Genomic DNA, 26,627 nt, shown 5'->3' with positions numbered 1-26,627 from the left:
GTACAAAATTCGTAAGAGCAACCCCTAAATCAGGAGCTGCTCTTAGCATACAAGGAGGAAGGAACATGATCGCGCAACCGTTTATAGCCGTGGAAAACTGCAAAGAGGAAGTCCAGTATTACCAAAGCATTTTTGGCGGAGAGGTCACGATTTTGCGCCAACAAGGGGAAGCCGTGCTGAACGCGGATCTGCACGTGGAGGGGGCCACCCTGAAGTTTGCCGATACGCAAGCGGCGAAGCCGCTGCACAAAGGCGACTACGTCAGAATCTTTTTGAAGCTTGAGACGGAGGAAGCGTTCCGCCGCGTCTATGGCGCGCTGCCGGCTGGCGGGACGATTAACACGGAAGCGTACGAGGCGCCGTTTAACGGCTTGCTGGCTATCGTGACCGACCGAAACGGCGTGTGCTGGGTGCTGTCCTACTATCGGGATTAAGTCGTCGCGCAAAAGAGGCCTGGCCCAAGCAGAATGCTTGGGTAGACGATTTAACAGGCAATAAGAAGAAGCGGACGGCCAGTGCGCAGACCGCGGAATAAGGGCGTCCTTCGGGGCGCCTTTTTGAATCTCATCACATTCGCATGCATCCCTGGATCGGATCAGATGCCTTGACATCTGCGACAACTTGTCGTACTTTATATCTACGACAAGTTGTCGCAGTAACGACCAGAGGTGGCCGCCATGGGGAATTTAGGAAAGTTGTCGGAGACGGAATTGGAAATTATGGAGGTGATTTGGGAGTTATCGTCGCCGGTGACGGTTGCGCGTCTACTCGAGGTGTTTGAAAGCAAGGGCTGGAAAACCTCGACGATGTCGACCCTCTTGAATCGGCTCATCGAAAAAGGCTTTTTGGTCAAGTCGATGAGCGGCAAGGCGAATTATTACGAACCCGCGTTGACTTGGCAGGCGTATCAAAAAAGCGAGACGCAGTCCTTCCTCAGCAGGTTATACAAGGGGAAAGTGAAAAATTTTATCGCGTCTTTGGCAGACGAGAACGAATTAAGCCAAGAAGATCTTGCGGAGCTGAAGGAATGGTTTCGGCGTGAGGAGGACAAGAAATGATCGCTTTGTTCCTCTCTCTCCTCGTCGCGTCCATCGTCGGGACGGCAGCCTGGTCGATGCAGAACGTCATCCGGCGAATGACGGAAGGCGGGCTGTCCCAGACCTGGCATTACTATTCCGCCTTTCTCCCGGTCCTCTTTCTGTTGGGCGGGTCGGAGATCGCCGGCCGGCTCTTCTGGCTCTTCCGGCTCTTGCGATCGCGCGTTCCCGACACGGCCACGAATCCGCCGTTCGAAATCGCAATCCAGTCCTCGGCAGGTGTACGTCCAACGGAACAACCGACCGGAGGCGAATCTTTCGCGGATTGGATCGCGAACGGCTTGCTGTGGCTGGATCACCGAAAAGAGTGGGTTCTGCTCGTTATGGGTATTTGGGCCGTCGGCTTCCTTGTTTTTCTCGCTGTCCATCTCTACAGTTATGCGGCTTACAAACGCGCCCTTTTTCGCGAATGCCGTTCCTTGGAGAGGGCGGGATGCCGGCTGAAGATTGTCCTCAGCGCCCATGCCGCGACGCCCATGCAGCAGGTGGTTCGGAACCTGGACGCGGACGGACGGAGACGGTATGGCAATACCTTGATATCTATGCTGGAATACGGCGTCATGCACAAGAACATCGTGCTCGCGAGCGGTCTATGCAATCCCAAAAAAGAGATGAAAAGGAGACTTCTCAGCCTGATGGAAAACAAGCAAACGAAAAAATCGAGGATGGCGCTGTCGCTTGCCGCCGCCATAATGCTCGTGGGAGTCGGCGGAACGGCCGCATTCGCGGCAAACCCGGCGCCGCAGCCTCAGATTCCGACCGGCAAGCAAATCGAAGGCAACAATATCTATGTACAGTCCCCTGACGGCAAGATCGTCTATTATGACAAGAACGGAAAAGCGACGCAGGTTCAATCGAAAGGCAATGCTCCCGCCAAGAAATTGACGACGGCGGAGATCGTCGATCGGGTCAAGAAGCATATCGAAAAGGGCATCGAAGTCCCGCAAAGCTACATTGACGACCTGCCGCAAAAAGAGTTGGACGCGATCAACAAGAAGTATGATTTGAAGCTGAAGAAGTCGTCGTAATCAGCAATCGGAGCGAAAAAGGGCTGCGACCACCGCCGAAGGGCGGAGGGCAGCGGCTCTTTTCGGTTTCCGCATAGGGAGCCTCTGCGAGCCCCGATTCTTTGTTTTCCTGCCGGGAAGCCGATTTGACTTCGATACGTTCCGGTTTGAGCGGTATAAAGGTCGTGCCAGTGGATCCATAACCGCTTACTAGTTAGACCTACGGGGTTACTCGTGGGTCTTGGATTTTAAGGAGGTGCAGCCAGAGATGAAGCAAAAGTTGACCCAAATCGTATTTTGGGTATACATATTATTCATTATTGATATTGTTGCTATCAAGTTCACGGGTAGTATTGCTTTAATAAAAAGCAGAATGGACACAATGCAATGGAACAGGGAAAAGTATGGAATCTGGAATTATAATATTGTTCCCTTTAAAACAATACGTGCGGCAATTGAATCTTACATTACCCTTGGATTTGATAGATCAGTGGTGAATAGTATTGCTAATGTAGTCCTATTTGTACCAATGGGTTTACTGCTCCCGTTGATAATGAGACGGCCTTCTTTCGTTAAGGTTATGTTCTTATCGTTATCCATTATATTTACAATTGAGCTTTTCCAGTTGATTACTTGTCTTGGAATTGCCGACATAGACGACGTTATTCTTAACTTTTTGGGTTGTATAATAGGATATGGAATGCAATCTACTTACAACAAAGTTAGAGAAACAAGAAGGGGAGAAAAGAAGGAATTTCTAGAAAGTAATTAACTACACACAGAGTCTCTGGAACGATGATTCTACTAAACTAAGCATCAAGTGCCGCGATGACTAGGCATCGCTTTTTTGAGTTGTAGGTGGTAACTGAAAAGAACATTCTCGAATTCGATATGGACCCATCCTGCCAGGACTATATGCCGGGAAGCCATTTTGACTTTGACTCGTTCAGCTTTGAGCGGGATTAGGCATGGTGCATGGCGATACAGGGTTGCGACGGGTGGCCGGGAGGCAGCGTCGCAGCCTTTTTGGTCTTCTAGGAAAGGTCCGCAAAAAAATCAAAACGCGCGAAGAAGCTTCCGGTATGCTGGAGTGGAAAGAGGGGAGGGAAACGATGCGGCAGTATGATAGGGCCATCCAGCGCGCCATCGAATGGATTGAAGCCCGCCTGCACGAAGAGATCTCGGCCGACGACGTCGCGGATCGCGCCAGCTTTTCGAAGTATCACTTTCACCGGATCTTTCAGGCCCGCGTCGGTATGTCAATAACCGCGTACATCCGTATGCGAAGATTGGCGAACGCGGCAGTTGCGTTGATTCATACGAACGTAAGGATCCTGGACATGGCGATGGATTACCGCTTCGAATCCCAAGAAGCATTTACGCGCGCCTTCAAAAAAATGTACCGTTTGCCGCCGGGCCAGTATCGGAAGCTGATGGCGGGGATGGCGACGGCCAAGGAGGAGAAGACGATGAAATCGGACATCAGGGGATGGCTGCTCAGCGGGAGCCACCCGTACAACTAAGAGATGGGCATCGACCGGGAGATCGTACACCAAGGGAAGGTGTCCGGCTATCTCCGATCCGGGACGGTGGAGAGCGTATCGGAATTCGCGACGATGATGCAGCAGTTCAAGGCCGACAAGTACAGAGGAACGCGGCTGAGGCTTTCTTGCTTCATCAAAACCAGGGACGTGCAGCATTACGCGGGATTGTGGATGCGCATCGACAGCGCCTCGGAGGACGTCCTCCAATTCGACAACATGAGCAACCGGCCGATTTCGGGGACGAGCGAGTGGAACCATTATGCCGTCGTGTTGGACGTGCCGGAGCAGAGCGCGACGATCGCGTTCGGCGTCCTGCTGTCCGGCCCGGGGCAGGTGTGGGTAGACCGGTTCGCTTTTGAAAAAGTGGACCTCAGCGTCGAATCGACCAACATGGAGACTTCCTCCATGCTGTTGGACGAACCGATCAACCTGTCATTCGAGGAGCAAGCGTAACTGATGCAGCCTATGAAAAGGGACGATCCCCAAAGTCATCAAAGATGGCTTAGGGCTCGTCCCTGTTTTTCGATCCGCAGGTGTTACTGGATCAGGCCCGATTGCTTTAACAGCCGATCGACGATGATTGCGAGCTCCGCGCGCGTCATGGATTGGGCGGGCGCCAGGCTGCCGTCGATCCCCTTTACCAGTTGGCTAGCTACGACCGCGGCGGCGGAAGACCGCGCCCATGCAGAGAGCTCCTGCTGGTCCCGGTAGTCGGCGAGTAACGACAGATCGTCGGCAGCCGGCGTCGGTGCGGACGGATTCGCAAGCCGAAGAGCGTTGGCGAGCATGACGAAGGCCTCTTCCCTCGTGACCTGCTGCGCGGGTCGGAACGTATGGTCCTCGTAGCCGGATGCGATCCCCCGTTCTACGGCTGTCCTGACGACTTCATCGTACCATTTCGAAGACGCCACATCCGTAAAGCTTGGGCTGGAGGTGGTCTCATCGAGGCCCAGCCCGCGCAGGAGGATCGAGACGAACTCCGCTCTCGTGACGGAGGCGCCCGGGGAGAAGCGGCCATCCTCATAGCCATTCATGATCAAACGGGTGGCCATCTCGCCGATTTCCTTTTCAGCCCAATGGCCCGATGTATCCTGGAAGGATTTCGAAGCAGAGACGAGCGCGAACGCGCCCCCGCTGCGGCTGTTGATCAGCGCATAGCGACGATCGCCTTCGGCGACGATTTTCGTAGGTTTGGGACGATAGGCGCCGTCGGCTTGAACGGCGGCGGCCGTCAGGCTCGTTCCCGGCAAGACGTTCCCCGGAAGCGGCAGCAAATGCTCGATGTACGCGGGGTAAGGCACCTCCGTCTCCCGGTTTTGGACGGTTTGCATGATCTTGAAGACGGTGGGGGCCGTCCAAACCTGGAGCCCGGTCGTGTCCGCGAGCCGCTCCGCTTTCGCCATCTGCACGCTCGCGTTTTGGGCCTGTTCGTCCCACTGGAGCCGGTTCACGGGGAAGCGGACTTCGCCGAGGGGGCTGCGAACGATCAGCTGGTCCTCGTATTTCAGGAGGGCCGTGAGCCCTTTTCGGTCCAACATGACCCGAACCCCGTCCACCGGCTCCGCGACCTCGATCGACAATACCTCGCCCGTTGTCGTTAGCAAGGCGGCGAGCTTGTCTCCGTTCACGGACACCAGCAAATCTTTGGCTCCCGGTGCTCCGGACCACGCAGCTGAAATCGCATCCGCATGAAGCGCGTTTCCGATCTTCAGCAAGGTGGCGGGAGGTGCAGGCGAAGGAGACGGTTGGGGCGATGGGCCTGGCACGCCCGGGGCGCTCGGTACGTCCGGCGCGTTAGGAATGTCCGGAACGTTCGGCGCCGCCCGGACCACATGGACGGTGTAGGTTTGCGTCGTGATGCCGTCCTGCGCAGTGACGGTGACGTGAACCAGGTTGTCGCCGACGGCCAAGCGCGCCCCGCCGCTAACCACAACGGTCGCGCCGTCGCCCGTGGGCGTCCCCACTGTCGTAACGCTGGTCGTGGCGTTCGGCACATTGATGGTGTAGTCAAAGGTACCAGCCGCAAAGTCGGGAACGGTAGCGCCGTCAATCGTCAGGTCGCTTAAAGACGCCTCGCTGGACGGGGCACGGACCACATGGACGGTGTAGGTTTGCGTCGAGACGCCGTCCTGTGCGGTGACAGTGACGTGAACCAGGTTGTCGCCGACGGACAAACTCGCCCCGCCGCTGACCGCTACCGTCGCGCCGTCGCCGGCGGGCGCCCCCGTTGTCGTAACGCTGGTCGTGGCGTTTGGCACGTCGACGGTGTAGGCGTAGGTTTCGGGCGCAAAGTCCGGAACAGTGGAGCCGTCGATCGTCAGGTCACGTAAAGTGGCCACGTCGGAAGGCCTTTGGCGGTTGATGGTTACGTTATACGTTTTCGTGGCACTGGCGTCTTTGGACTTCACGTTTATTTGAAACAGGTTAGGCCGCTCATACGAAAGCGGCATCGAGGGAGCCGAGCCGTTCGCGACGGCCTGGTCGTTGACGGTCAGGGTGGCGAGCGAATCCCACAAGAGGGACGTTACCGCCGCGCTTTGCGTCGCATAGGGCACCTGCACCTCGTACTCCGTTTGGGAAGGAGAAAACGGCGGCGTCAGCATCCCGGCGGACACTTGAAGACTCCGCAACCGGGTTTCGTCCGGAGAAGGACGGTAGACGCGGAAGGAGTAGACGGTCTCGCCCCCCGCCGGAAGCTGACACTTTTAAGCGGAATGTATTTTCGCCTACGTTCACGGCTAAATTGCCGGTGGACGTCCAATCATCCAGAGTCTTGTATTGGTCTCCGTTAATGGAATAGGACAAGGAATAATTCGTATTCTCCGGAATTCCTCCCGCAGCGTAATAGCTGGAGTCGTCGCTTGTCAGCCATACCTCATACTCCGTAACGTTGGAATCAAACCCCGGATAAAGGCTGCCTGCCGAAGATAACAAAGCGAGATACGGCTTGCTCTCCGCGGACGACCTTCCCGGGATACCGGTGAGCACAAGCAAAAAGATGATAAAAAGCAGGATTCCTTTGTTAGGTTTCATAAGACGTGAAGTAATTCTCTCCCTTCGCTCCAAATGTCGATGACAAAAAAAGCTAAAATTCGACTTTTCCTTATTGTAACAATAGGACTCATTGTTCGCACTTTCTTTTTCGCTGTTGCGGATCCTTATGTCCCTAATATGACAGTGCATGTCATATTAGGCCTTGTATACTTGAGAAATCAATGACTGGAAGAGGGTGCCAACATGAAATCATTAGAGGGAAAAGTGGCTTTGGTGGCAGGGGCGACGCGCGGCGGGGGAAGAGGCATCGCGACGGAATTGGGCGCGGCGGGCGCGACCGTCTACGTGACGGGCAGGACAACCCGGGCGCAGCGCTCCGAGTACGGCCGTCCCGAGACGATCGAAGAGACCGCCGAGCTGGTGAATCGGGCTGGGGGAAAAGGAATTGCGGTCCAGGTCGACCATCTGGATCCCGCCCAGGTTCAGGCACTTGTCGCCCGGATCGAGCGAGAGCAAGGCCGGCTGGACCTGCTCGTCAACGACATTTGGGGCGGCGAAAATCTGATCGAGTGGAACGTCCCGGTATGGAAGCATTCGCTGGAGGGCGGGCTGCGAATGCTTCGGCTTGCCGTCGATACGCATCTCATTACGAGCCATTACGCGCTTCCCTTGCTGCTCCGAAGCGGGAACGGCCTCGTCGTCGAGGTGACGGACGGCACCGCCGCGTACAACGAGGAAAACTACCGACTGTCGATCTTCTACGATTTGGCGAAAACGTCCGTGATCCGCATGGCCCGCTCGCTGGCCAAGGAGCTGAAGCCGCACGGATGCGCGGCGGTGGCGGTCACGCCGGGATGGATGCGCACCGAGCTGATGCTTGAGATTTTCGGCGTCCGGGAGGATAACTGGCGGGATGCGCTGGCGAAGGAGCCGCACTTCGTCATCTCCGAGACGCCGCGATTCATCGGACGGGCGATCGCCGCGCTCGCCGGCGACCCGGACGTGACGCGCTGGAACGGCCAATCGTTGTCCAGCGGCGAGCTGGCTCGCGTTTACGGCTTTCGCGACCTGGACGGCTCGCAGCCGGACGCCTGGCGGTACATCGCCGAGGTGCAGGATGCGGGCAAGCCGGCCGACGCTTCAGGGTATCGATAAGTCGCACCTTGAGCACGTCGGCCGGCTGAAACAAAAAATGTTATAACTAAGGAAATGACTTACCCTGCCAACAACTATTCTACAACCTGCAAATAACAGCAACGTTGCCCATCCATCCTTTGGTGTGCTATCAACCTTCACTTGACCTTTTGCTGGCGTTTCAGCCGGCAGACTTGCAGTGTTGTGTATTGCAAAATGAAATAAGATAGGAGAAATAAAGAATGTCCTTTATTAAAGGAATAGAATTATGTCGACGATTTCATACGGAAGTCGTTGAGCCTATACTGTCAGACACCAACCCGTACTTGCGCTATTCATCTGCCCTAATCGGTTCTGGGAGTGAAGTGCTAGGCTATGATACGGAAATGTCAACAGATCATGATTGGGGGCCACGGGTATATCTTTTTCTTAGGAAGGAAGATATCGAGTGTTCCGAGCAGATAGAAGAATCTCTGCACGAGCGAGTACCGGAACAGTTTTATGGCTATCCGATTGATCTGAAAATGAGTGTAATTACAACGTTGCCCAAGTTTATCGAAAGCTGCTTGGGTGTTAACTTAGATGAATCTGTAGGGTTAGAAGATTGGCTATCATTCCCTTCACAGTCGCTTCTCGAGATAACCAGCGGAGCAATTTATAGGGATGATACGGGTCAACTTTCTACATTACGCAATCAATTCAGTTATTATCCTCACGATATTTGGCTGTACCTAATAGCATCAAGTTGGAAGCGGATTGGTCAAGAAGAACACCTGATGCTTCGTTCGGGTTTTGCGGGTGATGAACTTGGCTCTGCTATTATTGCCTCGCGTATTGTCCGCGATATCATAAATCTTTGCTTTCTGTTGGAACGTCAGTATGCCCCTTATCCCAAATGGTTTGGTACTGCATTTAAGCGCTTGAAGTGTTCTGATCAATTGCTACCTTATCTTTGGAAGGCTCAAACGGCAACTACATGGAGAGAACGAGAGGATGCATTTAATAATGTTTATAAGCGTTTATCAAGTATGCATAATGGATTAGGGATTTTTGAAATGATTCCTATTGACGTTTCATCCTTTTATGATCGTCCCTTCAAAGTAATGAACGGAGAAGGAATTGCGAAAATGATTATGGAACACGTTATGGATGAAAATATTCGCCAATTAGGTGATAGACGCTTAATCGGTAACATTGATCAAATTACAGATAATACCGATTTCAGAAATATAATTCGCGAGTCTGGTACAGAAGGAAATCACGCGAGAAAGGCGCTGAAGAAACTATTTTTCCGAGAGGGTCAGTAGGTGCAGACGATTAGTTCGATCTTTGGCAGACCAAAACGGCGATACAGGCGAATGGGAATACTTCAAGTATGGGGAGATTATGCGACATGTAATCGCCCATGAGATCCACCACATCGGCCAATTGTCTGTATGGGCGCGGGAAATGGGTAAACAGCCGATTACCGCAAACTTGATTCGTAGGGGATTGTTCGATATTTAACGTATAAATTCTAAACGATTTTTCGTACAGGTCCGTCCATTTTACCTTTTTGCGGTCGAATTTGTATGATTATTCATGCATAACCGAATGAAGCCAAAGATCAGCCGTTTTATCGCAAAGGAAGCGAGGGCCTTCCGGATCTCCATGCGTTCATGCCATTAATCATGTACCTTAATCTTTAAGATCGCCCTCTATTCATGTGGTTGCGTATCCAGTTAAGATTATGCTGTGGAAGATTTCTCCCTATATTGACCGACGGATTCAATCGAAATCACGTGCTTCAGGATGGCGATGAACGGAAAGGGCAGGTGGAGAAGGATGAACTTTTCGAGGCTCTCGGCATATCTGGATACGTTTTATAGCGAAAAAAACATTCCCGGTTTAGGGATTGCCATGTATCACAGACACCAGCCCGTTTACGAGCATTTTACGGGCTTTTCGGATGTAGAGAATCAGGTTCCCTTTGGCAGGGATAGCATCTTCCGATTGTATTCCGCAACCAAGGTCGTGACGTGCACGGCTCTGCTGCAGCTTCTGGAGCAAGGAAAGTATACACTTACCGACCCGTTGTACGCGTACATCCCCGAGTTCGAGCAGATGCTCGTTCGCCATCCGCTGTCGGATGGGACGGAGGAGCTGTTCCCGGCTCGGCATCCGATCACGATCGAGCATTTGTTTACGATGACCGCAGGCATCGAAACGATCCATACGGACGCTGTCCGGCGGACGGTGGCAGAAAACGGAGGGGAGGGGCCTACGCTCGCGGTCATCAAGGCGTTGGCGCAGGCGCCGCTCGCTTTCGAACCCGGCTCGCATTTTAAATACACCGTTTGCCACGACGTGCTGGGCGCACTGCTTGAAGTCATCACCGGCCAATCTTTTGGACAATATTTGCAGGAACATCTCTTTGATCCCCTCGGCATGAAGGATACGTCTTTCTCGCTCCGGGACGAGAGCCGGTTTTGCAAGCTGTACAATCGCTTCGACGGTCGGACGCATCGGGCGGAAAGCATCGGAGAAACCATTGCGCTTCAGCCGGGCCGCGGATACGAAAGCGGAGGCGGCGGTTTATACTCGACCGTGCCGGACTATATGGTTTTCGCGGAGGCGTTGTGCAATTACGGCCTGGCGCCGAATGGCGAACGGATTCTTCGACCGGAAACGGTGAACGCGATGCGAAGCGATCGCTTGGCTCCTGCTGCCCGGCAGGACTTTGCCAGATTCGGCGGGGGGAGCAAACTCGGTTATAGCTATGGCTTAGGCGTCAGAACTTTGGTGGATCGCGAGGATAACAATTCGCTTAGCCAAAACGGCGAATTCGGCTGGGACGGCGCTAGAGGGTGCTACGTGGTCATCGATCCCGAATCGGAAATGACGCTGTTCTATGCGCAGCAGGAAAATGGCTCGCCTTGGTATCGCTGGCACGGCACGGTGCGCAACTATGCCTATGCGAGCATTTGGAATGGATAAAGCGCCGATCCTTTGTCCGGATCTGAGAGAGGCCCATGCAACTGCTCATGGGCCTATTCGATTTGGCGTTTTCTTTCGTCGCCAAATGAGCAGACAACAATATAAGAAAACGATTGAAATGAAAGCGTTCTTATGCTAAGTTATAAATCATAAAAACGTTTTTATTGTAAAGGAAGAATTGCTGCTATGAGAAGGGTAACGATCAAAGATGTGGCAAAAGCGGCGGGAGTCTCGATCTCTACGGTTTCCAATGCCCTGAATGATGTAGACGTACTGAATCCGGAGACGAAGCTGCATGTGCTGAATGTAGTGAAGAAACTGAATTATGTACCGGACTTAAACGGAAAGTTGCTGAAGTCGGGGAAGACGAAGATGCTCGGCTTCTTTACTACAAGCGTAGCAGGGCCCTACTTCTATACGCTTGTCGAATCTATGTCACGGGAATGCGACCGACAGGGATACGGATTAAATGTAATTGTTACGAAGGATCACAAAGTCATTATGGGCAATATTCTCGGCGGGCGAGTGGATGGCGTCATTGTATTCGAGGAACTGAAAATTGACGAGAAAGACATCGCGGCTATGGAGAGAAATAAAATTAAAACGGTTTTTCTGGATCGTATCGTTCAGAACGAGACCATGGGAAGCATCATTTTTGACTCTTATGTGGCCGGCTATGAAGCAACCAAATACCTGATTAGCCTCGGACACAAGAAGATTGCCTACATATCCGGCGTAGATACGATGTTCGACAGCGTTCAGCGTCGGGAAGGATATTTGGCCGCACTGCGAGAGCATCAGTTCCCGGTTGATGAGAACTATATTTTGCAAGGCTATTTTGAAGAAGAAGGTTCCTACAATGCCGTTAAATCATTCCTTCACATGCACCCCGGCAAGGTCCCGGATGCTTTCCTGGCAGGGAATGACCTGAGCGCTATTGGCTGCATTCGGGCTTTAAAGTCACAGGGCTACGAGGTTCCGCAGGATATTAGCGTAGTCGGCTTCGATGATATTGAAATTGCGCAATATTTTTCGCCGCCGCTAACGACGGTACGGAATCAAATCGCGAGACAGGGAATTCTGGTCATCGAGCATCTGATTAATATGATTCATATGAAGGAACAAGGCAAGGTTCAAAAGCTGGCTGGCGAGCTGATTGTACGCGGATCAAGTCATGTAAAGCTCGATCGGAATTATAAAGTTTAGGCTGACTCAAACGAGAACCATCCTATGCACAGATGAAAAACCCGCTTCCCTGCGGGATGTTTTTTTCGCAAAAACAAAAACGTTTTTATGGAAGAAATAGGCTCTAAAAAGGAGACGGATCAGGTGAATCAGACAGCTCCGCTTCAGTCAACCGGAAAAAAGCCGTTGAAGCAAAGGAAACCGTTGGGGCAAAGAGTGAAGGCATCCATGGTTGATTTCAAGCGGCAATGGGAAATTCAATCGATGATTCTTCCGGGCATTATATTTATGTTTGTGTTTTGCTATATCCCTCTTTACGGCTTAACGATCGCTTTTAAACGCTATACCGTAATCGATACGCTGGGTTCCGCTCCATGGGTTGGCTTGGAAAACTTCAAAATCATATTATCCGATACGTTTTTTTGGGATTCTGTTATCAATACGCTATGGATCAGCTTTTTGAAATTAGCGATCGGTTTTGCCATTCCGATTATTCTGGCGATTATGATCTACGAAGTGAGACCGGGGCGTTTCAAGAAATTTGTACAAACGGTCTCCTACCTGCCGCATTTCTTATCGTGGATCATACTGGGCGGCATGCTTATTACCTGGTTATCGACAAGCGGATTGTTCAACCAAATCCTGATTGACTTGGGGTTGATCTCGAAGCAGCAAAATATACTGCTTGATCCGGATAAGTATTGGTGGATTGCAACGTTATCGGATATTTGGAAAGAGGCTGGCTGGGGAACGATTTTGTACCTGGCGATTATGGCCAAGATCGATCCTACCTATTACGAAGCAGCCAAAATGGACGGTGCGAGTCGTCTCAAACAAATATGGCATATCACCCTTCCTAACATGAAGCCCATGATCGGCTTGAATTTGATCCTAACTGTAAGCGGTTTATTGGGCTCGAATCTGGATCAAACGTTAGTGCTGATGAATTCGCAAAACCGGGAAAAGGCGGAAGTGATTAACTCTTATGTGTATCGCATGGGGTTGACGCAGGGCGATTTCTCTTATGCGACTGCCGTTGGCTTGGGCGTCTCTATCGTGTCTGTCATTCTGCTCGTTACCGCCAATAAACTTACCAAAAAATTAAATGATAATCAGTCCGTCTTATAGGTCATATCGAAGGGGGGTACAACTGTGAATTTGAAAGCGGTCAGAGGAGATTGGGATAATCGAATCTTTAATACCATCAACAACACATTACTGATCATGTTCACCATCATGCTCGTTGTTCCATTATGGAATGTGATCGTTTCATCTTTCAGTTCGGGAAGAGCCCTTGCGGAAGGCGGTTTCATATTTTGGCCGCCGGAATTATCTTTGGAAAATTACCAAGCGGTATTTCGAGACTCCACCATCTGGAACTCGTTTGTCATATCGATTGCCAAAACCTTAATCGGGGTTGTCACGCACGTCTTCTTCTGTGCCATGGTCGGCTACGGATTAAGCAAAAGAAACGTCCGCGGACGCAAGTTCTATGTAGCGATGGGTGTCATCACCTTGTTCTTCTCGGGGGGGATGATCCCAACCTATTTATTGATTAAATCGCTCGGTCTGCTGGACAGCTTCTGGGTTTACATCATCCCGGCACTATTAAGCTTCTATGACGTGATCATTCTGATGAACTTCTTCCGGAATGTGCCGGATTCGCTAGAGGAATCTGCGAAAATCGACGGCGGAGGCGATTGGCGAATCTTCTTGTATATATTCATTCCTCTATCGATGCCGGCTTTGGCTACCATTGCATTATTCAATGGTGTCGGGCAATGGAACGACTTCATAACGACCAAATTATATATTACCAATGAAGCGCTTTATCCCCTGCAAATGAAGCTGTATGAAATCATCGTTCAGTCGCAAACCCAATCGATGCAAAATGCCGCGGGTTCGGTTGTCATTGAAACGACGACAAAAGGGGTTCAACTGGCAACAATCATTATTACGACATTACCGATTGTTGCTATTTATCCATTGCTTCAAAAGCACTTCATCTCTGGAATGATGCTGGGGGCGGTAAAGGAGTAAAAAATGACGAAAAGCGTTCTTAGGCAAGGTTGCGTTAACAGGATGAACAAGGAATATCTAGCAAGCGCTTTCAAAAAGGGAGGTTGCCACGGTAATGGTTAAGTTGAAAAATGGGATTCGAACAAAAGGACTTATCCTTCTTACTGCAATGCTGGCTGTCGCGATCGTTGTTGCCGGCTGTTCATCGAACAACAACGGCTCAAACGCCGGGGATGGCCATTCGGCTGCAACTGAAGGCCAATATACGCCGGACCCAGGAACACCTGCTTGGCAGCTGGACAAAAGAGCAGCACCGACAAAATTGAAGTGGTACGTAAATGCGGATTGGTGGAATAAGGATTTCGGCCACGATGTCGTAACCAAGAAAATCAAAGAGGATTTGAACATCGATATTGAATTTATTACCGGCGATGATACGAAATTGAATACTTTTTTTGCCGGCGGCAAAATGCCTGATATGATCACGACATTCGACATCAATTCCTCGGTCGTGCAAAAAGCGGCCACATGGGCGTTGCCGCTGAACGACCTCGCGCAGAAATACGATCCTTACTTCAATACGGTTGCAGCGCAAGATACGCTGAACTGGTTCAAGCAACCAGACGGCAACACCTACGGGTATTCGAACTATTCCAACACCCAGGCGGACTATGACAGCGGCAACATTCCTGCAAAGACGGCATTCATCATCCGCAAGGATGTCTATGAAGCGCTTGGACAGCCCAGCATGGGAACGCCGGAACAATTCTTGACCGTATTGAACGATATCAAGAAGCAATTCCCCGACCTGCTTCCATTCGGGTTCAATTCCATCGGTACCGGCACCGGCTCGCTCGGCGATGCGCTGCAAGATTTTATAGGCGTACCGCTGGTGGATGGGAACGGCGGATTCTACAATCGCAATCTGGATGAGGATTACTTGACCTGGGTGAAAACCTTGAATACGGCATATCGTAACGGCACGATCAGCGATGACAGCTTTGCCGATGATGGTACGGCCTTCGAAGAAAAAGTGAAATCAGGCAAATATGCTGCGATGCTGTTGGATGGAACGCCGCAGATGGGCGGTAATCTTCAGATCTTCATGAGCGGAAATCCGGGCAAGGAGTACATGGCCATTGATGGACCTCAGAGCACGGCGGGACATAAGCCGACATTGAATCAATCGGGCATCACGGGCTGGATGATCAACTTTATTACCAAGGACTGCAAGGATCCCGCAAAAGCGATTCAGATCTTCACGTATTTGTTGAGCGATCAAGGACAAATGCTCATGAACTACGGAATCGAAGGCGAAACGTATCAGAAGAATGCGGATGGCACCGTATCGCTGCTGCCGGCTGTGAAGGAGCTTCAGTTGAATAATGCGGATCAATTCAAGAAGGAGTACCGGATGGGCGAATTTATGTTCTTCGGCCATGACCGCCATAAAGCGCTGAGCAAAGATGCATTCCCGGAATCGATTATTCAAATGCAGGAGTGGGGTAAGGGCAAGTTGTCGCCTCATTTCATCCTGGAGAATATCAATCCTGACCCGGGGACTCCGGAAGCCCGCGCTCTAACCAATATCGATCCTAAATGGAGTACGACGCTGGTAAGCATGATTCGCGCCAGCGACGATGCCAGGTTCGATAACGTTCTGAATGAGTATAAAGCATTCCTGGATAAAAACAGCTGGGATCAAATCCTGAAGGTCCGCAACGAGAAAATGAAGGCGAACAAAGAGAAGCTGGGGTTGTCATAAGCGTAGAAGATAGCATTACAGATAGAGGCAACTGGAGGGAAACGAATGCTGGATATATCGATCTATCAGTCGAAGGGTGAAACGGAGTTGTTTGCAGCGAAAACGCTGCAGCAGCTATCCCCCATTCGTCCGAATACAGAAACAAATACAGTCACGATTGACGAAGCCCTGACGTTCCAAGAGATCGACGGCTTCGGAGCATCCTTCACGGATTCCTCCGCCTACTTGATCCATCAAATTCTGGAGCCGGAACAACGATCCCAGCTCATGAGAGCGTTGTTCGATCCAAAGGATGGAATCGGTTTGTCGGTGTTGCGGAACCCGATGGGAGCCTCCGATTATGCGCGGGATTTCTACAGCTATAATGATTTGCCGGCAGGCGAAACCGACGCGGAGCTCAAGCGGTTCTCGATCGCGCATGATGAGGAGGATATTATTCCCCTTCTGCAAGAAGCCGTACGGTTAAATCCTTACATCAAGCTTATGGCCTCGCCTTGGAGTCCGCCGGGCTGGATGAAAACAAGCGGGTCCATGATCGGCGGGGAGCTGAGACGGCAATACTATTCGGTCTACGCTAATTATTTCGTACGTTATATTAAAGCGTATGCGGCCAACGGACTGCCGATCTATGCCGTTACTCCTCAGAATGAGGCGCTGTACTCGCCGGGTCATTATCCCGGCATGATGATGTTGCCCGAGGCGCAAATCGATTTTATCAACAATCATCTCAAGCCAAGTTTCATCGAGCACCATATCGATACGAAGATTCTCTGTTACGATCACAACTGGGACCGTGCCGACTATCCGCGAACAGTGCTGGAGCAAGCGAATGCCGCTGTCGATGGCGTCGCATGGCACTGGTATGGCGGGAAACCGTCAGCCCAGACCGAAATCTATGAAGCATTTCCCGACAAGGAGGTCCATTTTACCGAAGGCTCGGGCGGAGAGTGGATTCCGCCGTTTGAGCAGGCCTTCTCCAATGTGATGCGAATGGGAATCGAGATTCTCAGAAATTACAGCAAATCCTTCGTGTTATGGAATATGGCTCTGGATGAGGAGAATGGCCCGTTCGTACCAGGATTCGGCAATAGCACCTGCCGCGGTATCGTGAAGGTCGATAAGCGGACCAAGGAGCTTACGTATACGTTGGATTATTACGCGCTGGCACATTTCAGTACATGTATACGACCGAAGGCTGTATGCATTGCGTCTTCTGCAAGCCATGACTTTATTCGTTCCGTAGCTTTCAAGAATACGGATGATTCGATCGCGGTCATTATGTTTAACGATAGCGATGAATTAGCGAATATCGCTTTGAAGCTGCAGGGGGAAGATCCTATAAGCTTCGGGCTAGAGTCGAAAAGCGCCATATCATTCCTAATCAAACGCGAACGTTTCTTTTAAAACGGCCTTTGGCGATTCGGGGCACGTCGCTGCCGCGTCGGACGCGGGTTCAGGGGGCAGGAACGGCTTGCCGTAGGGCAGGCTGTCCCTGCTCCCTTTTTTGTTCGTTGCCGTTCGAAGCGGCCGATATGATATGATCGTGGTGAATGAAGAGGAACGCTGCGGGAAGGAGTGTTTCTGAATTGAAGAGGAATTTCGGGTTCATCGCGCTGGGCATGGGATGGTCGATTCTTTTTGCGGGGATGAGTTTCTATTGGGCTATGGGCGGCTTGCTCGGGCTCCGGTCGCTGGGAGGGTCCATTTACGAGCTGTCCCTGAATCCGCCGCCCTCTTTCGTCCGAATGGTATGGCTGACCGGATTCTTGAAATTACTCGGCTTCGTCTTGCTGTTGGCGCTGCTAATTCGGTGGAAAAAGCCGATTATCGCCAAGGCGCTATATTTTGCTGCGAAAATAGCGGGGGCTTTTTTGTTTCTATACGGCCTTCTTAATTTCATCACCATAACCTTAAGCGCCATGAATATTTTACATTTTGAATTGGATGCCTACGCGACGGTTTGGAGACTCGTGTTTTGGGAACCTTTTTGGATGGCCGGCGGGGTGTTTTACTTTTTCGCAGGGACAAGAAGCGCGCAAACGCCGCAATCGAGAAGAAATGAGGCGGCCGATCCGGAGATATAGTCAGCATCGCCCGGCCGGGGTGCGAATGGAAAGGCTGCAACAGATTGCCGCGGGGTAAGTCGTTGCAGCCATTTTGTGCTTCTTGATCCGCTTTCCCCTGGGCATGATTGGAAATCTATATGATTTTTCGAATAGAATCGCCGCAAAAAACACCAAATGACCAATTTCTATGCGATTTTTCATACAAAATCGCTCATTTTTCCTTTTTGCGGCTCCATCTATATGATTTTTCATATACAATCGCAAGAGGCCGGCATCCATCTGTTTCCGTTCCTTGGCATGCTCCCGTTCCTTCGCTCGAGGACAACATCCCCTTGCTACCGTTCCTTCGCACGAGTCCGTCCCCACCCGCCTACAGCCAACTCATAGGCGCCCGAATGCTACAAAGACAGCCAGCGCCAGAAAAACGACGTTCACGCCGATCTCCCGATACTCTTTTCGCATCACATGGAAGACGGCTCCGAACAGCACGATTGCCCCAAGCCCGATGGCGGCGATCGGCGTCAGATTCGGCGCGATACCGGTCGCTTGAGGCAAGATCAACCCGAGCGCTCCGATCAGTTCCGCGATCCCGATAAAAGCAACGAGCCCTTTCGGCACTTCGCCCGCCCAAGGCCAGGACGCCTTTGCTTTTTCCTGCCGGAACGCCTTCATCCATCCGGAGAAAACGAAGCCGATGACCAGAACTCCCTGCACGATCCATAATGCGATATTCACGATCCGCCCGCTCCTTCTCTTGATCTTTACCAACCCTCGGATCTATCATATTTGTAAGGGTCGCGACGAGGAAGTAGGCACTTCAAATAAACGTAGTATAGAAAAAGAAACCTTAGGCGGATCAACGGACGGAGGGTTTTCATGACGACTTATTGCAAGTTCGAAACGGCGTTGGATATTCTGGTCGGGAAGTGGAAGCCCGTCATTCTGCTTCGTCTTTTTGCGAATGGCACCATGCGATTTAGCGAGCTTCAGAAAGCGATCCCGGACATCACCAGAAAAATGCTGACCCAGCAGCTTAGGGAATTGGAGTATCACGATATCGTCCATCGCGAGGTGTATCGCGAGATTCCTCCCAAGGTCGAATACTCCATCACGGCGTACGGTCAGCGAATGACCTCTTTGTTACAGGCGATGAACGACTGGGGGGTTGCCCATCTCGCCCATTTGAACGAGCTGTACGGGGAAGCGCGCATGGAGGGACCCGAAGAACGTCATGGCGGCTAAAGGCTCATTGCCTATTTTCCATTCCATTGCTAAAATAGCGCACGAGCAGGAAAAGGAGGGCCAATCATGAAGGCGAGTGCACCCGATCTTCGCATGCAGCCCCAAATGGGCAGAAGCCGATCTTTAACATGGGCCGGATACGCCGTATTCGTTTGGTCGATCGCCTACATGCTTCCTCATCTTTATTGGGCGCTGGACGGCAGGGTCGGTTTGTCTCTTTTAAAACCGGAAATTTCCGCTTCTCCCGATTGGGAAATGATCAACTGGGTTGCTTCGGGCATACTCACGGCGGCAGGATTGCTGGGAATTACAATGATCTATCTCAGAAAGCGATCGTTGCTCAGTTGGTCGTTGCTGGCGGTCATCGTGGCTGGATGCGCCGTAGCGACCTCGCACGGCATCTATGGAGTCGGCTATCGCGCCCTACAAATCATGGGCGTGATCGAGACGGATTCCGGCCCGTTTGACTTGAAGCAGCATGCTTATGTCCTTTGGGATCTTTTGTTGTTCGAACCTTGGTTTGCGATCGAGGGCATTCTTTTAGGCGTTCTTGGCTTTTGTTTCATGGACAAACCGCGCGGCAAGCGAATCTGGTTAACGCTCTGTACGGTGGGCGTCCTTGTCGGCTTGATCACGGGTTTGATTGGCGTCAGATTCGCGTAATGCCAATCGATGGCCGCGTTCGCAGCTCGCCAAGCGAGAGCCGATCGAATGGAAAATGCGTTTCCGCTGGCGCAAGCGCCCGCCGTATGCTACAATATCCCCAACTTTAGGAATGGAGGGTTGTCCTACAATGGGTGTTATTTATTTCGTCAGATTGCGTTTTGTATCCTTTGCCACTAACTGAATAGTGAACAAAGGCTCTGCCTGCGTGCGGAGCAAAACGGAATCGGACTGCCCATTTTAGGATATCCTTCGCGTCGATGGATGGAGAGGGACAGCGCGCCGCGTCTGTCTCTTTTTTGCGTTTTTCTAAGGCGATACGATCGCCCTGTCCGTCTATGCACTAGAGATCCGGCTAACCATGGCCCCGCGCAAGCAGGGGACCATGGCTGGTTCGATGCGCATCCCCACCCTTCTCGATATCCGTCGTTCCGCCGCAGGCCCGCGCCTGCGGCTTTTTCCATTTTGGGCCGCGGGACATTTCGATACGGGAGGAATCGATCTATGCGCAGACAAAACAAAAAGCATCGCACGATCCGAAAATGCATATCCGGACCCAACTTTACGGGGCAGCATCTGCTTCATCACCCGGGCACGATCCGGCAGTTGGTGGAGACGGCGCGGCTGCAGCCGACCGATACCGTGCTGGAGATCGGCGCCGGCAAAGGCAGCCTGACGTTCCCGCTCGCGGAGCGGGCAGCCAGGGTGCTGGCGGTGGAGGTCGACGCGGCCTTCGCGGAGACGCTCCGCGAGAAGGCGGAGGGCGATCCCCGCATTACCGTCCTTCTGGGCGACATCCGCGACATTCGACTGCCGGCGAAGCCGTTCTGCGTGGTGGCGAACATCCCGTTCGCGATCACGACGGCGATTCTGGAGAAGCTGTTGGGGCCCGAGGGCAAAGGATTCCAGAGAGGCGCGCTGATTCTGGAAAAGGGAGCGGCCCGGCGGTTCACGGAAGAGACGACGGCGGACCCGCGGCTGCTGGCATGGCGAATGCAGTTCCGCTTCGAGATGCGGACGGCGATTCCCCGCGCGCACTTCGCCCCGCCTCCGCGCGTCGACGCGGCGATCGTCCGCATCGCCCGCCGGGAGCGGCCGCTCGTGCCCGCCGCCGAGAGCCGGCGTTTCGCGGCCTTCGCCGCCTATCTCCTGCGCCAGCCGCGGCTGCCCGCGGCGGAGGCGCTGCGGGGCGTCTTCACGCCGGCGCAGCTGCGGCCGACGCTGCAGCTCGCCCGGATCGACCGGGAGCAGACGGCCGTCTCGCTGTCGCCGGAGCAGTGGGCATCGCTTTTTCTCGCGATGCGCCGGCATGTTGCGCCTTACCGCTGGCCGAAGGACTAAGACTCATACGTTTGGCGGTACCGGAATTGCAGCAGGGGCGACCCCCGTCGCTTCCATGAATCGTTTGCCAAAATTGTGAGTGCCCTCGTAGCTGCCTCGCTGCCAATGGAGGAGACGGTGGCGGTCGTCGATTGGAATGGATATTGGGCGCGCTAAGTTAACACTCATTAGTCGCTGATCGGAAAAATACGCAAGGTTGGCACCAAACGGCAGTAAAAAGCATGGTTTTGGCAGTCGTTTGTGGACTAAACTCCGGGGTGTAAGGACGCAACCGAACCACTAGGAGGGAATCGATTATGAAACCGAATGGAGTAATAACGCCGGCAGGAGAATCACTCATTCGCAAAGTTCTGCTGACGAATGCCGTTTCGTCCGGGGCATGCGGGCTTCTTCTGCTGTTCTTTGCCGGGTATGTCTCCGATTGGACGGGACTGGGCAACAGGAGCGCTTTGGTTGAGACCGGGGTTTTCCTGCTTGTATTCGTCGCATTTCTCGTCTGGACCGCGTCTAGGCCCGTGGTTTCTCCGACTGCCGTGCTTATCATCACTGTGCTCGACTTCCTATGGGTCATCGGCAGCGCGCTTCTGCTGGGAGGCCAAGGAACGACGATGACCGTTTTTGGCGTGTTGGCGGTCATTCTGGTTGCCGCGGTCGTCGGGGTATTCGGGATTTTCGAGGCGGTTTATTGCTGGCGCAACCGTGATTTCGGAAGAGGTCAAACGGTCCGGTAAAGGACTCGGCTTCCGGCAAATCCGCGAGATTTTCAAGGACTGCATCGGGCTGTCGTAGCCGCTGCAGTCCTTTTCGGTTTTTCTCATTCGCTATTTTATTTCGCAAGGTACCTTGTATAGCATGCAACTTCGGCCGACGCTGCAGCTCGCCCGGGTCGACCGGGCGCAGACGACCGCCTCGCCGTCGCCGGAGCAGGGGGCATCGCTTTTTCTCGCGATGCGCCGGGGGAGAGAGCCTCCTTCTTCATAGGCCCAACGTCGCTCTTGCGTTCTATGGAGCGGCAGGGTAAAATAGGCCAAATTCACGTTTGAAAGCGCTTCAATCGAATAATATCCGCCTGCCGAACGGGGTGCGTCCATGACCGATACGATTCGCGAGCTGTTCCGCTTCAAGAAGATCCGCGGCAAGCTGTTCATTCTCACGACCGTCATCACGCTGGTGCCGATGCTGTTTATCAGCGTCGCCGTCTACCAGATTTCCGCGGACCGCTTCATGAAAAACGCCGAGAAGCATACGCTGGCCGCAGGCGGCATCGCCAACCACTACCTGAACCAGATCGCCCTCGACCTGAACGACCTCTTTAACGTCATCATCAGCAGTTCGCAAATCCAATGCTCCCTCACCGGCGCGAAGGACCAAGTGTGCCAAAACATCCAGATCGCAAGCGATGACGGCGACTACAGCTACATGAAAAACACGTACCGCATCGGCAACGCGATGAACTCGATCACCCAATCCAAAGATTACGTCGTGCATTATTCGATCTACCACATGACGGCGCCGCCGGAATGGCGGGTATTCGGCTCCTACATCAACCCCGACGAAGCGCGCGGCTGGTATGACGAGCTGGCTGCCAGCGGGCAAGTGCTGATTCGGGACAACGAGTCGCTGGATCAAAATATGAAGACCAATCCGAGCACGATGCTGGTCGGCAGGCTGCTTCGGCGGACGAGCGGCGACTTTTCTCCGCTCGGCTTTATTTTGCTGGAGATCGACAAGGGGCGTTTCTTCGAAGGGCTGTCCTTTCTGAAAACGGACGAGCAGGCGCGGCTGATGATCGCCGATCGGGAGGGCCACATGCTCTACTCGCTCCCGGAGCTGCCGGAAGAGCGGCAGACGAACGAACGGCTGCTGTCGGAGACGCGGAGCCGCAACCCGAACGCCGGGCAGTTCGTCTCGATCGAGGACAAGTGGATGAGCTCCCTGCAGCGCAGCACGCCTTATGACTGGTCCCTCGTCTACAGCACCGACGCCAAGAGCCTGTCCGCGGATGCCAGATCGATCCGGGCGATCACGATCTGGATCCTGCTCGGGACGCTCGTGGCCGGGCTGCTGCTCGCCGACTGGATCAGCGGGACGATTCGCCGGCCGCTCCATCGGCTGTCCAGGCTGATCAAGGTCAGCGGCATGATCGCGCCGCCGCCGGCCGACCGCTTCGATCCGGAGGACGAGGTCGGTCAGATCGGGCAACGCTTCATTCGCATGACGCAGGAGAATCACGCGCTGAACCAGCAGGTGTACAATGCACTCAAAAAAAGCAAGCAGGCGGAGATCCACGCCCTGCAGGCGCAAATCAATCCCCATTTTCTGTACAACACGCTCGAATCGCTCAAGTGGCTCGCTTTCTCGCGGCGGCAGTTCGAGATCAGCGGCGTCATCGACAAGCTGGGCAAGTATTTCAGGCTCACGATCAACAAAGGCAGCCAGATGATTCCGGTCGCCCAGGAGCTGGAGCACGTCATGGCCTACGTCGAGGTTCAGAACTTCCGCTACGAGAACCGGTTCGACTGCTTCCTCGCCTTGGAGGCAGACCTGTCCGCCTACCGGGTCCCGAAATTCGTCTTGCAGCCGATCGTCGAAAACGCGATCTATCACGGCTTGAAGGAGAAGGAGGGACCCGGCTCCATCGTCATCTCCGGCGAAGTGCTGGAAGGCACGCTGCTGTTTCACATTACCTACGACGGTCAAGGGATGGCGCCCGAGCGGATCGAGGAGCTGACCCGGGCGCTGGAACAGGAGGAGACAAGCGCCACCTACGGGTTGAAAAACGTGCACGACCGGCTGAAGCTGAGATACGGCGAAGGCTTCGGCGTGCGCATCCGCAGCAGCTTGGGTCTCTATACGACCATAACGCTGGCGATGCCGGCGATCGAGGAGGAGGAGCAGGGCGATGACGAACATCGGGATCAAAGCGCTGATCGTGGACGATGAAGTCCATATCCGCAGGGGGATCGGAGCTTCCGTGCCCTGGCGGGAGCTGGAGGTGACGGAAGTCTACGAGGCGGAGGACGGGGCGGGGGCGATCGCGCTGTACGACGAGCATGCGCCCGATCTCGTCCTGCTCGATATCAACATGCCGGGGATCAACGGTCTCGACGTGGCCAGGCATATTCGGCAGCGCAGCTCCGTCTCGCGGATCGTCTTTTTGACGGGGTACGACGACTTTCCGCTCGTGAAGGAAGCGGTGACGCTGGAGGCGACCGACTATTTGCTGAAGCCCGTCTCCTACGAGGAGCTGTTGGAGGCGCTGAACCGGGCGATCCGGCAGGCGGCGGAGAGCCGTCGGCGAACGGGCTATGTCGACGATCTGAAGCGGCAGCTGACGATGTCGATTCAGCCTTCCCGATTGCTAGAGGCGCCTGGAGGCAGCGGGTCGAACCTGCTGGCGAAGGAGCTGTATCTGCTAGGCGAGCTCCGGGCGGGCCGCGAGCAGCTCGAGCGTCTTGGTGCACTGGACGAGTGGCTGGACGAGCTGACGGGGCTGCCTGTGCCCCAAGCGCGGATGATCGCCTCCCAATTCGTCCTCAACGCGAGCCGTTCGTGCATCGAGAAAGGGCACGAGCTGGAGGAGGCTCAGACGTTCGTTTCTGCCCTGTCGGCCTGCGAAGCGCATCCGGCGATCGAAGCTTGCGTCCGCGATTTTTTCGCGCTCCTGTCCGAAGTGCAGCAGATGGCCAAGAAAAAACCGGGGCTGAACGCCATCGAGCAAGCGCAAGCCTGGATACGGGCGCATATGGGCGAAGACATCAGCCTGCAGTCGCTCGCCGCCGCGCTGCATCTGAACCCGTACTACGTGAGCCGGCTGTTCAAGCAGGAGACGGGCGAGACGTACGGAGAGTTCACGACGCGCATCCGCTTCGAGAAGGCCCGGGAGCTGCTGTCGGGAAGCGAGCTGAAGATGCATGAGATCGCCGCCGCGGTCGGGTACCCGGACGCCAATTACTTCAGCATCGCCTTCAAAAAGCAAGAGGGCGTAAGCCCCACCGACTACCGCAAAAGGTTCCGGTAAACGTGGAAGGCGAAGTCGGACGCTCCCCGAAAAGATGTCAACATATCAAAGAGCGGCGCAACGGATTCTATAGAACCCCCTTCGGCGGCCGGGCATAATAGCTTTGAAAGCGCACACAAATTGGGAGGGGGAACCGGAAATGAACTTGCGATACGGTCCGCGGAAGATCGTTCTGCTGCTGCTGCTTTGCCTGTCGCTGACGGCGACGGCCTGCAGCGGCGGTTCCAAGAATGCCGGCGGAGGCGGAGGCGCCGCGAGCCCGTCCGCGAGCGGCAGCGAAAGTGCGGGCGGCAGCGAAAGCGCAGGTGGCGGAAAGGTCAAGCTGAAGTTCATGTATTGGGGCAGCGCGTTCGAGAAAGCGGCGATGGAGAAGACGATCCAGTCGTTTAACGAGTCGCACCCGAACATCGAGGTCAAGGGTGAGCACGTCACCGGAGACTACAACGCAAAAATGAACACGCTGATGGCGACCGGCGAGCTGCCGGACGTTGCCTATCTCGGCGAAGGACTGGCGCTGAAGTGGGCGACGGACGGCAAGCTGCTCGACATGACGCCGTTTCTGGACACGTACCCGGAGCTCGGCAACCGGCTGAAGCAATCCTATTACTACTATGCGCCGGGCAAGACAATCGGGACGAATTCGGCCGTAGAGATGATCACGCTTTACTATAATCGCGAACTATTCGAGGAAGCGGGGGTGGCTCCGCCGCCGTCGAAGGGAGACGACGCGTGGACGTGGGATCAATTCGTGGACACGGCCAAGAAGCTGACGAAGGACGGCAGCGGGAAGACGCCGTACGATACCGGTTTTAATCCGAAGAACATCGTTCAATACGGCGTGTCCGTGCCGACCTGGTTCGGCGGGTGGTATCCGCTTCTGTTGAGCAACGGAGGAGACATCACGAACGAGGACGGCAGCAAGTTCACGATGGACTCGCCCGAAGCGATCGAAGTGTTCACGAAGCTGCAGGATTTGATGTACAAGGACTACGTGGCGCCGACGGCGACGCAGCAGCAAAACATGCCGGCGACGAACCTGAGGCTGCAGACGAAGAAGGTCGCGATGGCGATCGAGGGGCAATGGTCGCTGCTCGACTTCGCTTCGACCAAGATGAACGTGGGAATCGGCGTGCTGCCGAAGTTCAAGCAGCCGACGACGATCGTGCTGGGCGCCCCGACGGTCATCTTCGCCAATACGAAGCACCAGCAGGAAGCGCTCGAATTCTACATGTACCACAACAACCCGGAGCAGGTGGACCTGTTCAGCAAAGGGTTGTGGATGCCGCTGCAGGAAGAGTATTATACCGACCAGTCGAAAATCGACTCCTGGATCAAAAACGACGCGCATCCGGCGGAATACCGGCAGGCGGTCATCGACTATACGCTCGGCTTTGCCAAGCGATCGCCGGCCTACTCGCTGAAGAACTTCGTGGAGATCGAGCCGAAGATCAACGCCGCGCTCGACAAGGTGTGGACGAACAAAGAGCCGGCGGAGAAGGTGCTTCGCGACATGGCGAAGGACGTACAGCCGCTGCTGCAGGGCAAGTACGACGCCGGGCAATAACGACGGCTG

The 26,627-nt window shown here is 53.9% G+C and carries 23 protein-coding genes and 2 pseudogenes; 23 read left to right on the top strand and 2 right to left on the bottom strand.

The window, feature by feature from the left end; translation table 11 throughout:
• The first annotated feature begins 65 nt into the window (after positions 1 to 65).
• The 5 genes and pseudogenes from LKX83_RS25010 (at position 66) to LKX83_RS24990 (ending at position 4,101) form a co-directional block, all read left to right on the top strand.
• Positions 66 to 434, top strand: coding sequence for a VOC family protein (locus tag LKX83_RS25010; RefSeq protein ID WP_227885562.1), 369 nt, complete (start codon positions 66 to 68; stop codon positions 432 to 434).
• Positions 435 to 677: 243 nt separating this feature from the next.
• Complete coding sequence (locus LKX83_RS25005; RefSeq protein WP_227885568.1) at positions 678 to 1,058, top strand: BlaI/MecI/CopY family transcriptional regulator; 381 nt, start codon at positions 678 to 680, stop codon at positions 1,056 to 1,058.
• Positions 1,055 to 2,125, top strand: a complete 1,071-nt coding sequence (locus LKX83_RS25000; RefSeq protein WP_227885561.1) for a hypothetical protein — start codon at positions 1,055 to 1,057, stop codon at positions 2,123 to 2,125. Before LKX83_RS25005 ends, LKX83_RS25000 begins: the two co-directional genes overlap by 4 nt.
• 247 nt (positions 2,126 to 2,372) lie before the next feature.
• Complete coding sequence (locus LKX83_RS24995; RefSeq protein WP_227885560.1) at positions 2,373 to 2,876, top strand: VanZ family protein; 504 nt, start codon at positions 2,373 to 2,375, stop codon at positions 2,874 to 2,876.
• 340 nt (positions 2,877 to 3,216) lie between these two features.
• Positions 3,217 to 4,101 (top strand): annotated as a pseudogene (locus tag LKX83_RS24990) (helix-turn-helix domain-containing protein).
• An 83-nt stretch (positions 4,102 to 4,184) separates the two neighbouring features.
• Here the strand turns inward: LKX83_RS24990 and LKX83_RS24985 are convergent.
• The gene (locus LKX83_RS24985) at positions 4,185 to 6,263 is read right to left on the bottom strand and encodes a cadherin-like beta sandwich domain-containing protein (protein ID WP_227885559.1); all 2,079 of its coding nucleotides are present in this window, start codon (positions 6,261 to 6,263) and stop codon (positions 4,185 to 4,187) included.
• A 622-nt stretch (positions 6,264 to 6,885) separates the two neighbouring features.
• Here LKX83_RS24985 and LKX83_RS24980 point away from each other — a divergent pair.
• From LKX83_RS24980 to LKX83_RS24935, 10 genes and pseudogenes are all read left to right on the top strand, one after another.
• Entirely contained in the window at positions 6,886 to 7,797 is a 912-nt protein-coding gene (locus LKX83_RS24980) for an SDR family oxidoreductase (RefSeq protein ID WP_227885558.1), read from the top strand.
• Between the two features lie 221 nt (positions 7,798 to 8,018).
• Positions 8,019 to 9,083 (top strand): DUF4037 domain-containing protein, encoded by a 1,065-nt coding sequence (locus LKX83_RS24975; RefSeq protein WP_227885557.1) that lies wholly within the window; start codon positions 8,019 to 8,021, stop codon positions 9,081 to 9,083.
• 28 nt (positions 9,084 to 9,111) lie between these two features.
• Positions 9,112 to 9,282 (top strand): annotated as a pseudogene (locus LKX83_RS24970) (DinB family protein); the annotation flags it as partial.
• 285 nt (positions 9,283 to 9,567) lie between these two features.
• The gene (locus LKX83_RS24965) at positions 9,568 to 10,752 is read left to right on the top strand and encodes a serine hydrolase domain-containing protein (protein WP_370639125.1); all 1,185 of its coding nucleotides are present in this window, start codon (positions 9,568 to 9,570) and stop codon (positions 10,750 to 10,752) included.
• A gap of 186 nt (positions 10,753 to 10,938) precedes the next feature.
• The gene (locus LKX83_RS24960) at positions 10,939 to 11,958 is read left to right on the top strand and encodes a LacI family DNA-binding transcriptional regulator (protein ID WP_227885554.1); all 1,020 of its coding nucleotides are present in this window, start codon (positions 10,939 to 10,941) and stop codon (positions 11,956 to 11,958) included.
• Positions 11,959 to 12,165: 207 nt separating this feature from the next.
• Positions 12,166 to 13,065 carry an ABC transporter permease gene (locus tag LKX83_RS24955; protein WP_255654863.1) on the top strand — a complete coding sequence of 300 codons (900 nt, stop codon included), beginning with the start codon at positions 12,166 to 12,168 and terminating at the stop codon, positions 13,063 to 13,065.
• A gap of 24 nt (positions 13,066 to 13,089) precedes the next feature.
• Positions 13,090 to 13,977, top strand: a complete 888-nt coding sequence (locus tag LKX83_RS24950) for a carbohydrate ABC transporter permease (protein ID WP_227885552.1) — start codon at positions 13,090 to 13,092, stop codon at positions 13,975 to 13,977.
• A 94-nt stretch (positions 13,978 to 14,071) separates the two neighbouring features.
• Positions 14,072 to 15,721: a type 2 periplasmic-binding domain-containing protein gene (locus LKX83_RS24945; protein WP_227885551.1), complete on the top strand. Its 1,650-nt coding sequence runs from the start codon at positions 14,072 to 14,074 to the stop codon at positions 15,719 to 15,721.
• 45 nt (positions 15,722 to 15,766) lie between these two features.
• On the top strand, positions 15,767 to 17,125 hold the full coding sequence (locus LKX83_RS24940) for a glycoside hydrolase family 30 protein (protein WP_227885550.1): 1,359 nt from the start codon (positions 15,767 to 15,769) through the stop codon (positions 17,123 to 17,125).
• Positions 17,126 to 17,307: 182 nt separating this feature from the next.
• The gene (locus LKX83_RS24935; RefSeq protein ID WP_227885549.1) at positions 17,308 to 17,805 is read left to right on the top strand and encodes a DUF3995 domain-containing protein; all 498 of its coding nucleotides are present in this window, start codon (positions 17,308 to 17,310) and stop codon (positions 17,803 to 17,805) included.
• A gap of 363 nt (positions 17,806 to 18,168) precedes the next feature.
• Here LKX83_RS24935 and LKX83_RS24930 read toward each other — a convergent pair whose 3' ends face one another.
• Positions 18,169 to 18,522 carry a DoxX family protein gene (locus LKX83_RS24930; RefSeq protein WP_227885548.1) on the bottom strand — a complete coding sequence of 118 codons (354 nt, stop codon included), beginning with the start codon at positions 18,520 to 18,522 and terminating at the stop codon, positions 18,169 to 18,171.
• A gap of 141 nt (positions 18,523 to 18,663) precedes the next feature.
• Between LKX83_RS24930 and LKX83_RS24925 the strand changes: the two genes are divergently transcribed.
• The 8 genes from LKX83_RS24925 to LKX83_RS24895 all read left to right on the top strand — a co-directional run bounded on the left by LKX83_RS24925 (position 18,664) and on the right by LKX83_RS24895 (position 26,618).
• Positions 18,664 to 19,029, top strand: a complete 366-nt coding sequence (locus LKX83_RS24925; protein ID WP_227885547.1) for a winged helix-turn-helix transcriptional regulator — start codon at positions 18,664 to 18,666, stop codon at positions 19,027 to 19,029.
• Between the two features lie 66 nt (positions 19,030 to 19,095).
• A complete protein-coding gene (locus LKX83_RS24920; RefSeq protein ID WP_227885546.1) occupies positions 19,096 to 19,692 on the top strand; it encodes a DUF3995 domain-containing protein in 597 nt (198 codons plus the stop codon).
• A 504-nt stretch (positions 19,693 to 20,196) separates the two neighbouring features.
• Positions 20,197 to 21,033 (top strand): 23S ribosomal RNA methyltransferase Erm, encoded by an 837-nt coding sequence (gene erm / locus LKX83_RS24915; protein WP_227885545.1) that lies wholly within the window; start codon positions 20,197 to 20,199, stop codon positions 21,031 to 21,033.
• Between the two features lie 296 nt (positions 21,034 to 21,329).
• Positions 21,330 to 21,764 (top strand): hypothetical protein, encoded by a 435-nt coding sequence (locus LKX83_RS24910; protein ID WP_227885544.1) that lies wholly within the window; start codon positions 21,330 to 21,332, stop codon positions 21,762 to 21,764.
• A gap of 121 nt (positions 21,765 to 21,885) precedes the next feature.
• Positions 21,886 to 22,014 (top strand): hypothetical protein, encoded by a 129-nt coding sequence (locus tag LKX83_RS34020; RefSeq protein ID WP_255654851.1) that lies wholly within the window; start codon positions 21,886 to 21,888, stop codon positions 22,012 to 22,014.
• A 108-nt stretch (positions 22,015 to 22,122) separates the two neighbouring features.
• Positions 22,123 to 23,976, top strand: a complete 1,854-nt coding sequence (locus LKX83_RS24905) for a cache domain-containing sensor histidine kinase (RefSeq protein WP_227885543.1) — start codon at positions 22,123 to 22,125, stop codon at positions 23,974 to 23,976.
• The gene (locus LKX83_RS24900; protein WP_227885542.1) at positions 23,936 to 25,054 is read left to right on the top strand and encodes a response regulator; all 1,119 of its coding nucleotides are present in this window, start codon (positions 23,936 to 23,938) and stop codon (positions 25,052 to 25,054) included. The genes LKX83_RS24905 and LKX83_RS24900 overlap by 41 nt, the downstream gene beginning before the upstream one ends.
• 139 nt (positions 25,055 to 25,193) lie before the next feature.
• Entirely contained in the window at positions 25,194 to 26,618 is a 1,425-nt protein-coding gene (locus LKX83_RS24895) for an ABC transporter substrate-binding protein (protein WP_227885541.1), read from the top strand.
• The last annotated feature ends 9 nt before the right edge of the window (positions 26,619 to 26,627 follow it).

Source organism: Cohnella baijiui (assembly GCF_020731285.1).
Taxonomy (GTDB): Bacteria; Bacillota; Bacilli; order Paenibacillales; family Paenibacillaceae; genus Cohnella.
Note: the sequence above shows the minus strand (reverse complement) of the source record. Positions and strands in the feature narration are given on the sequence as shown.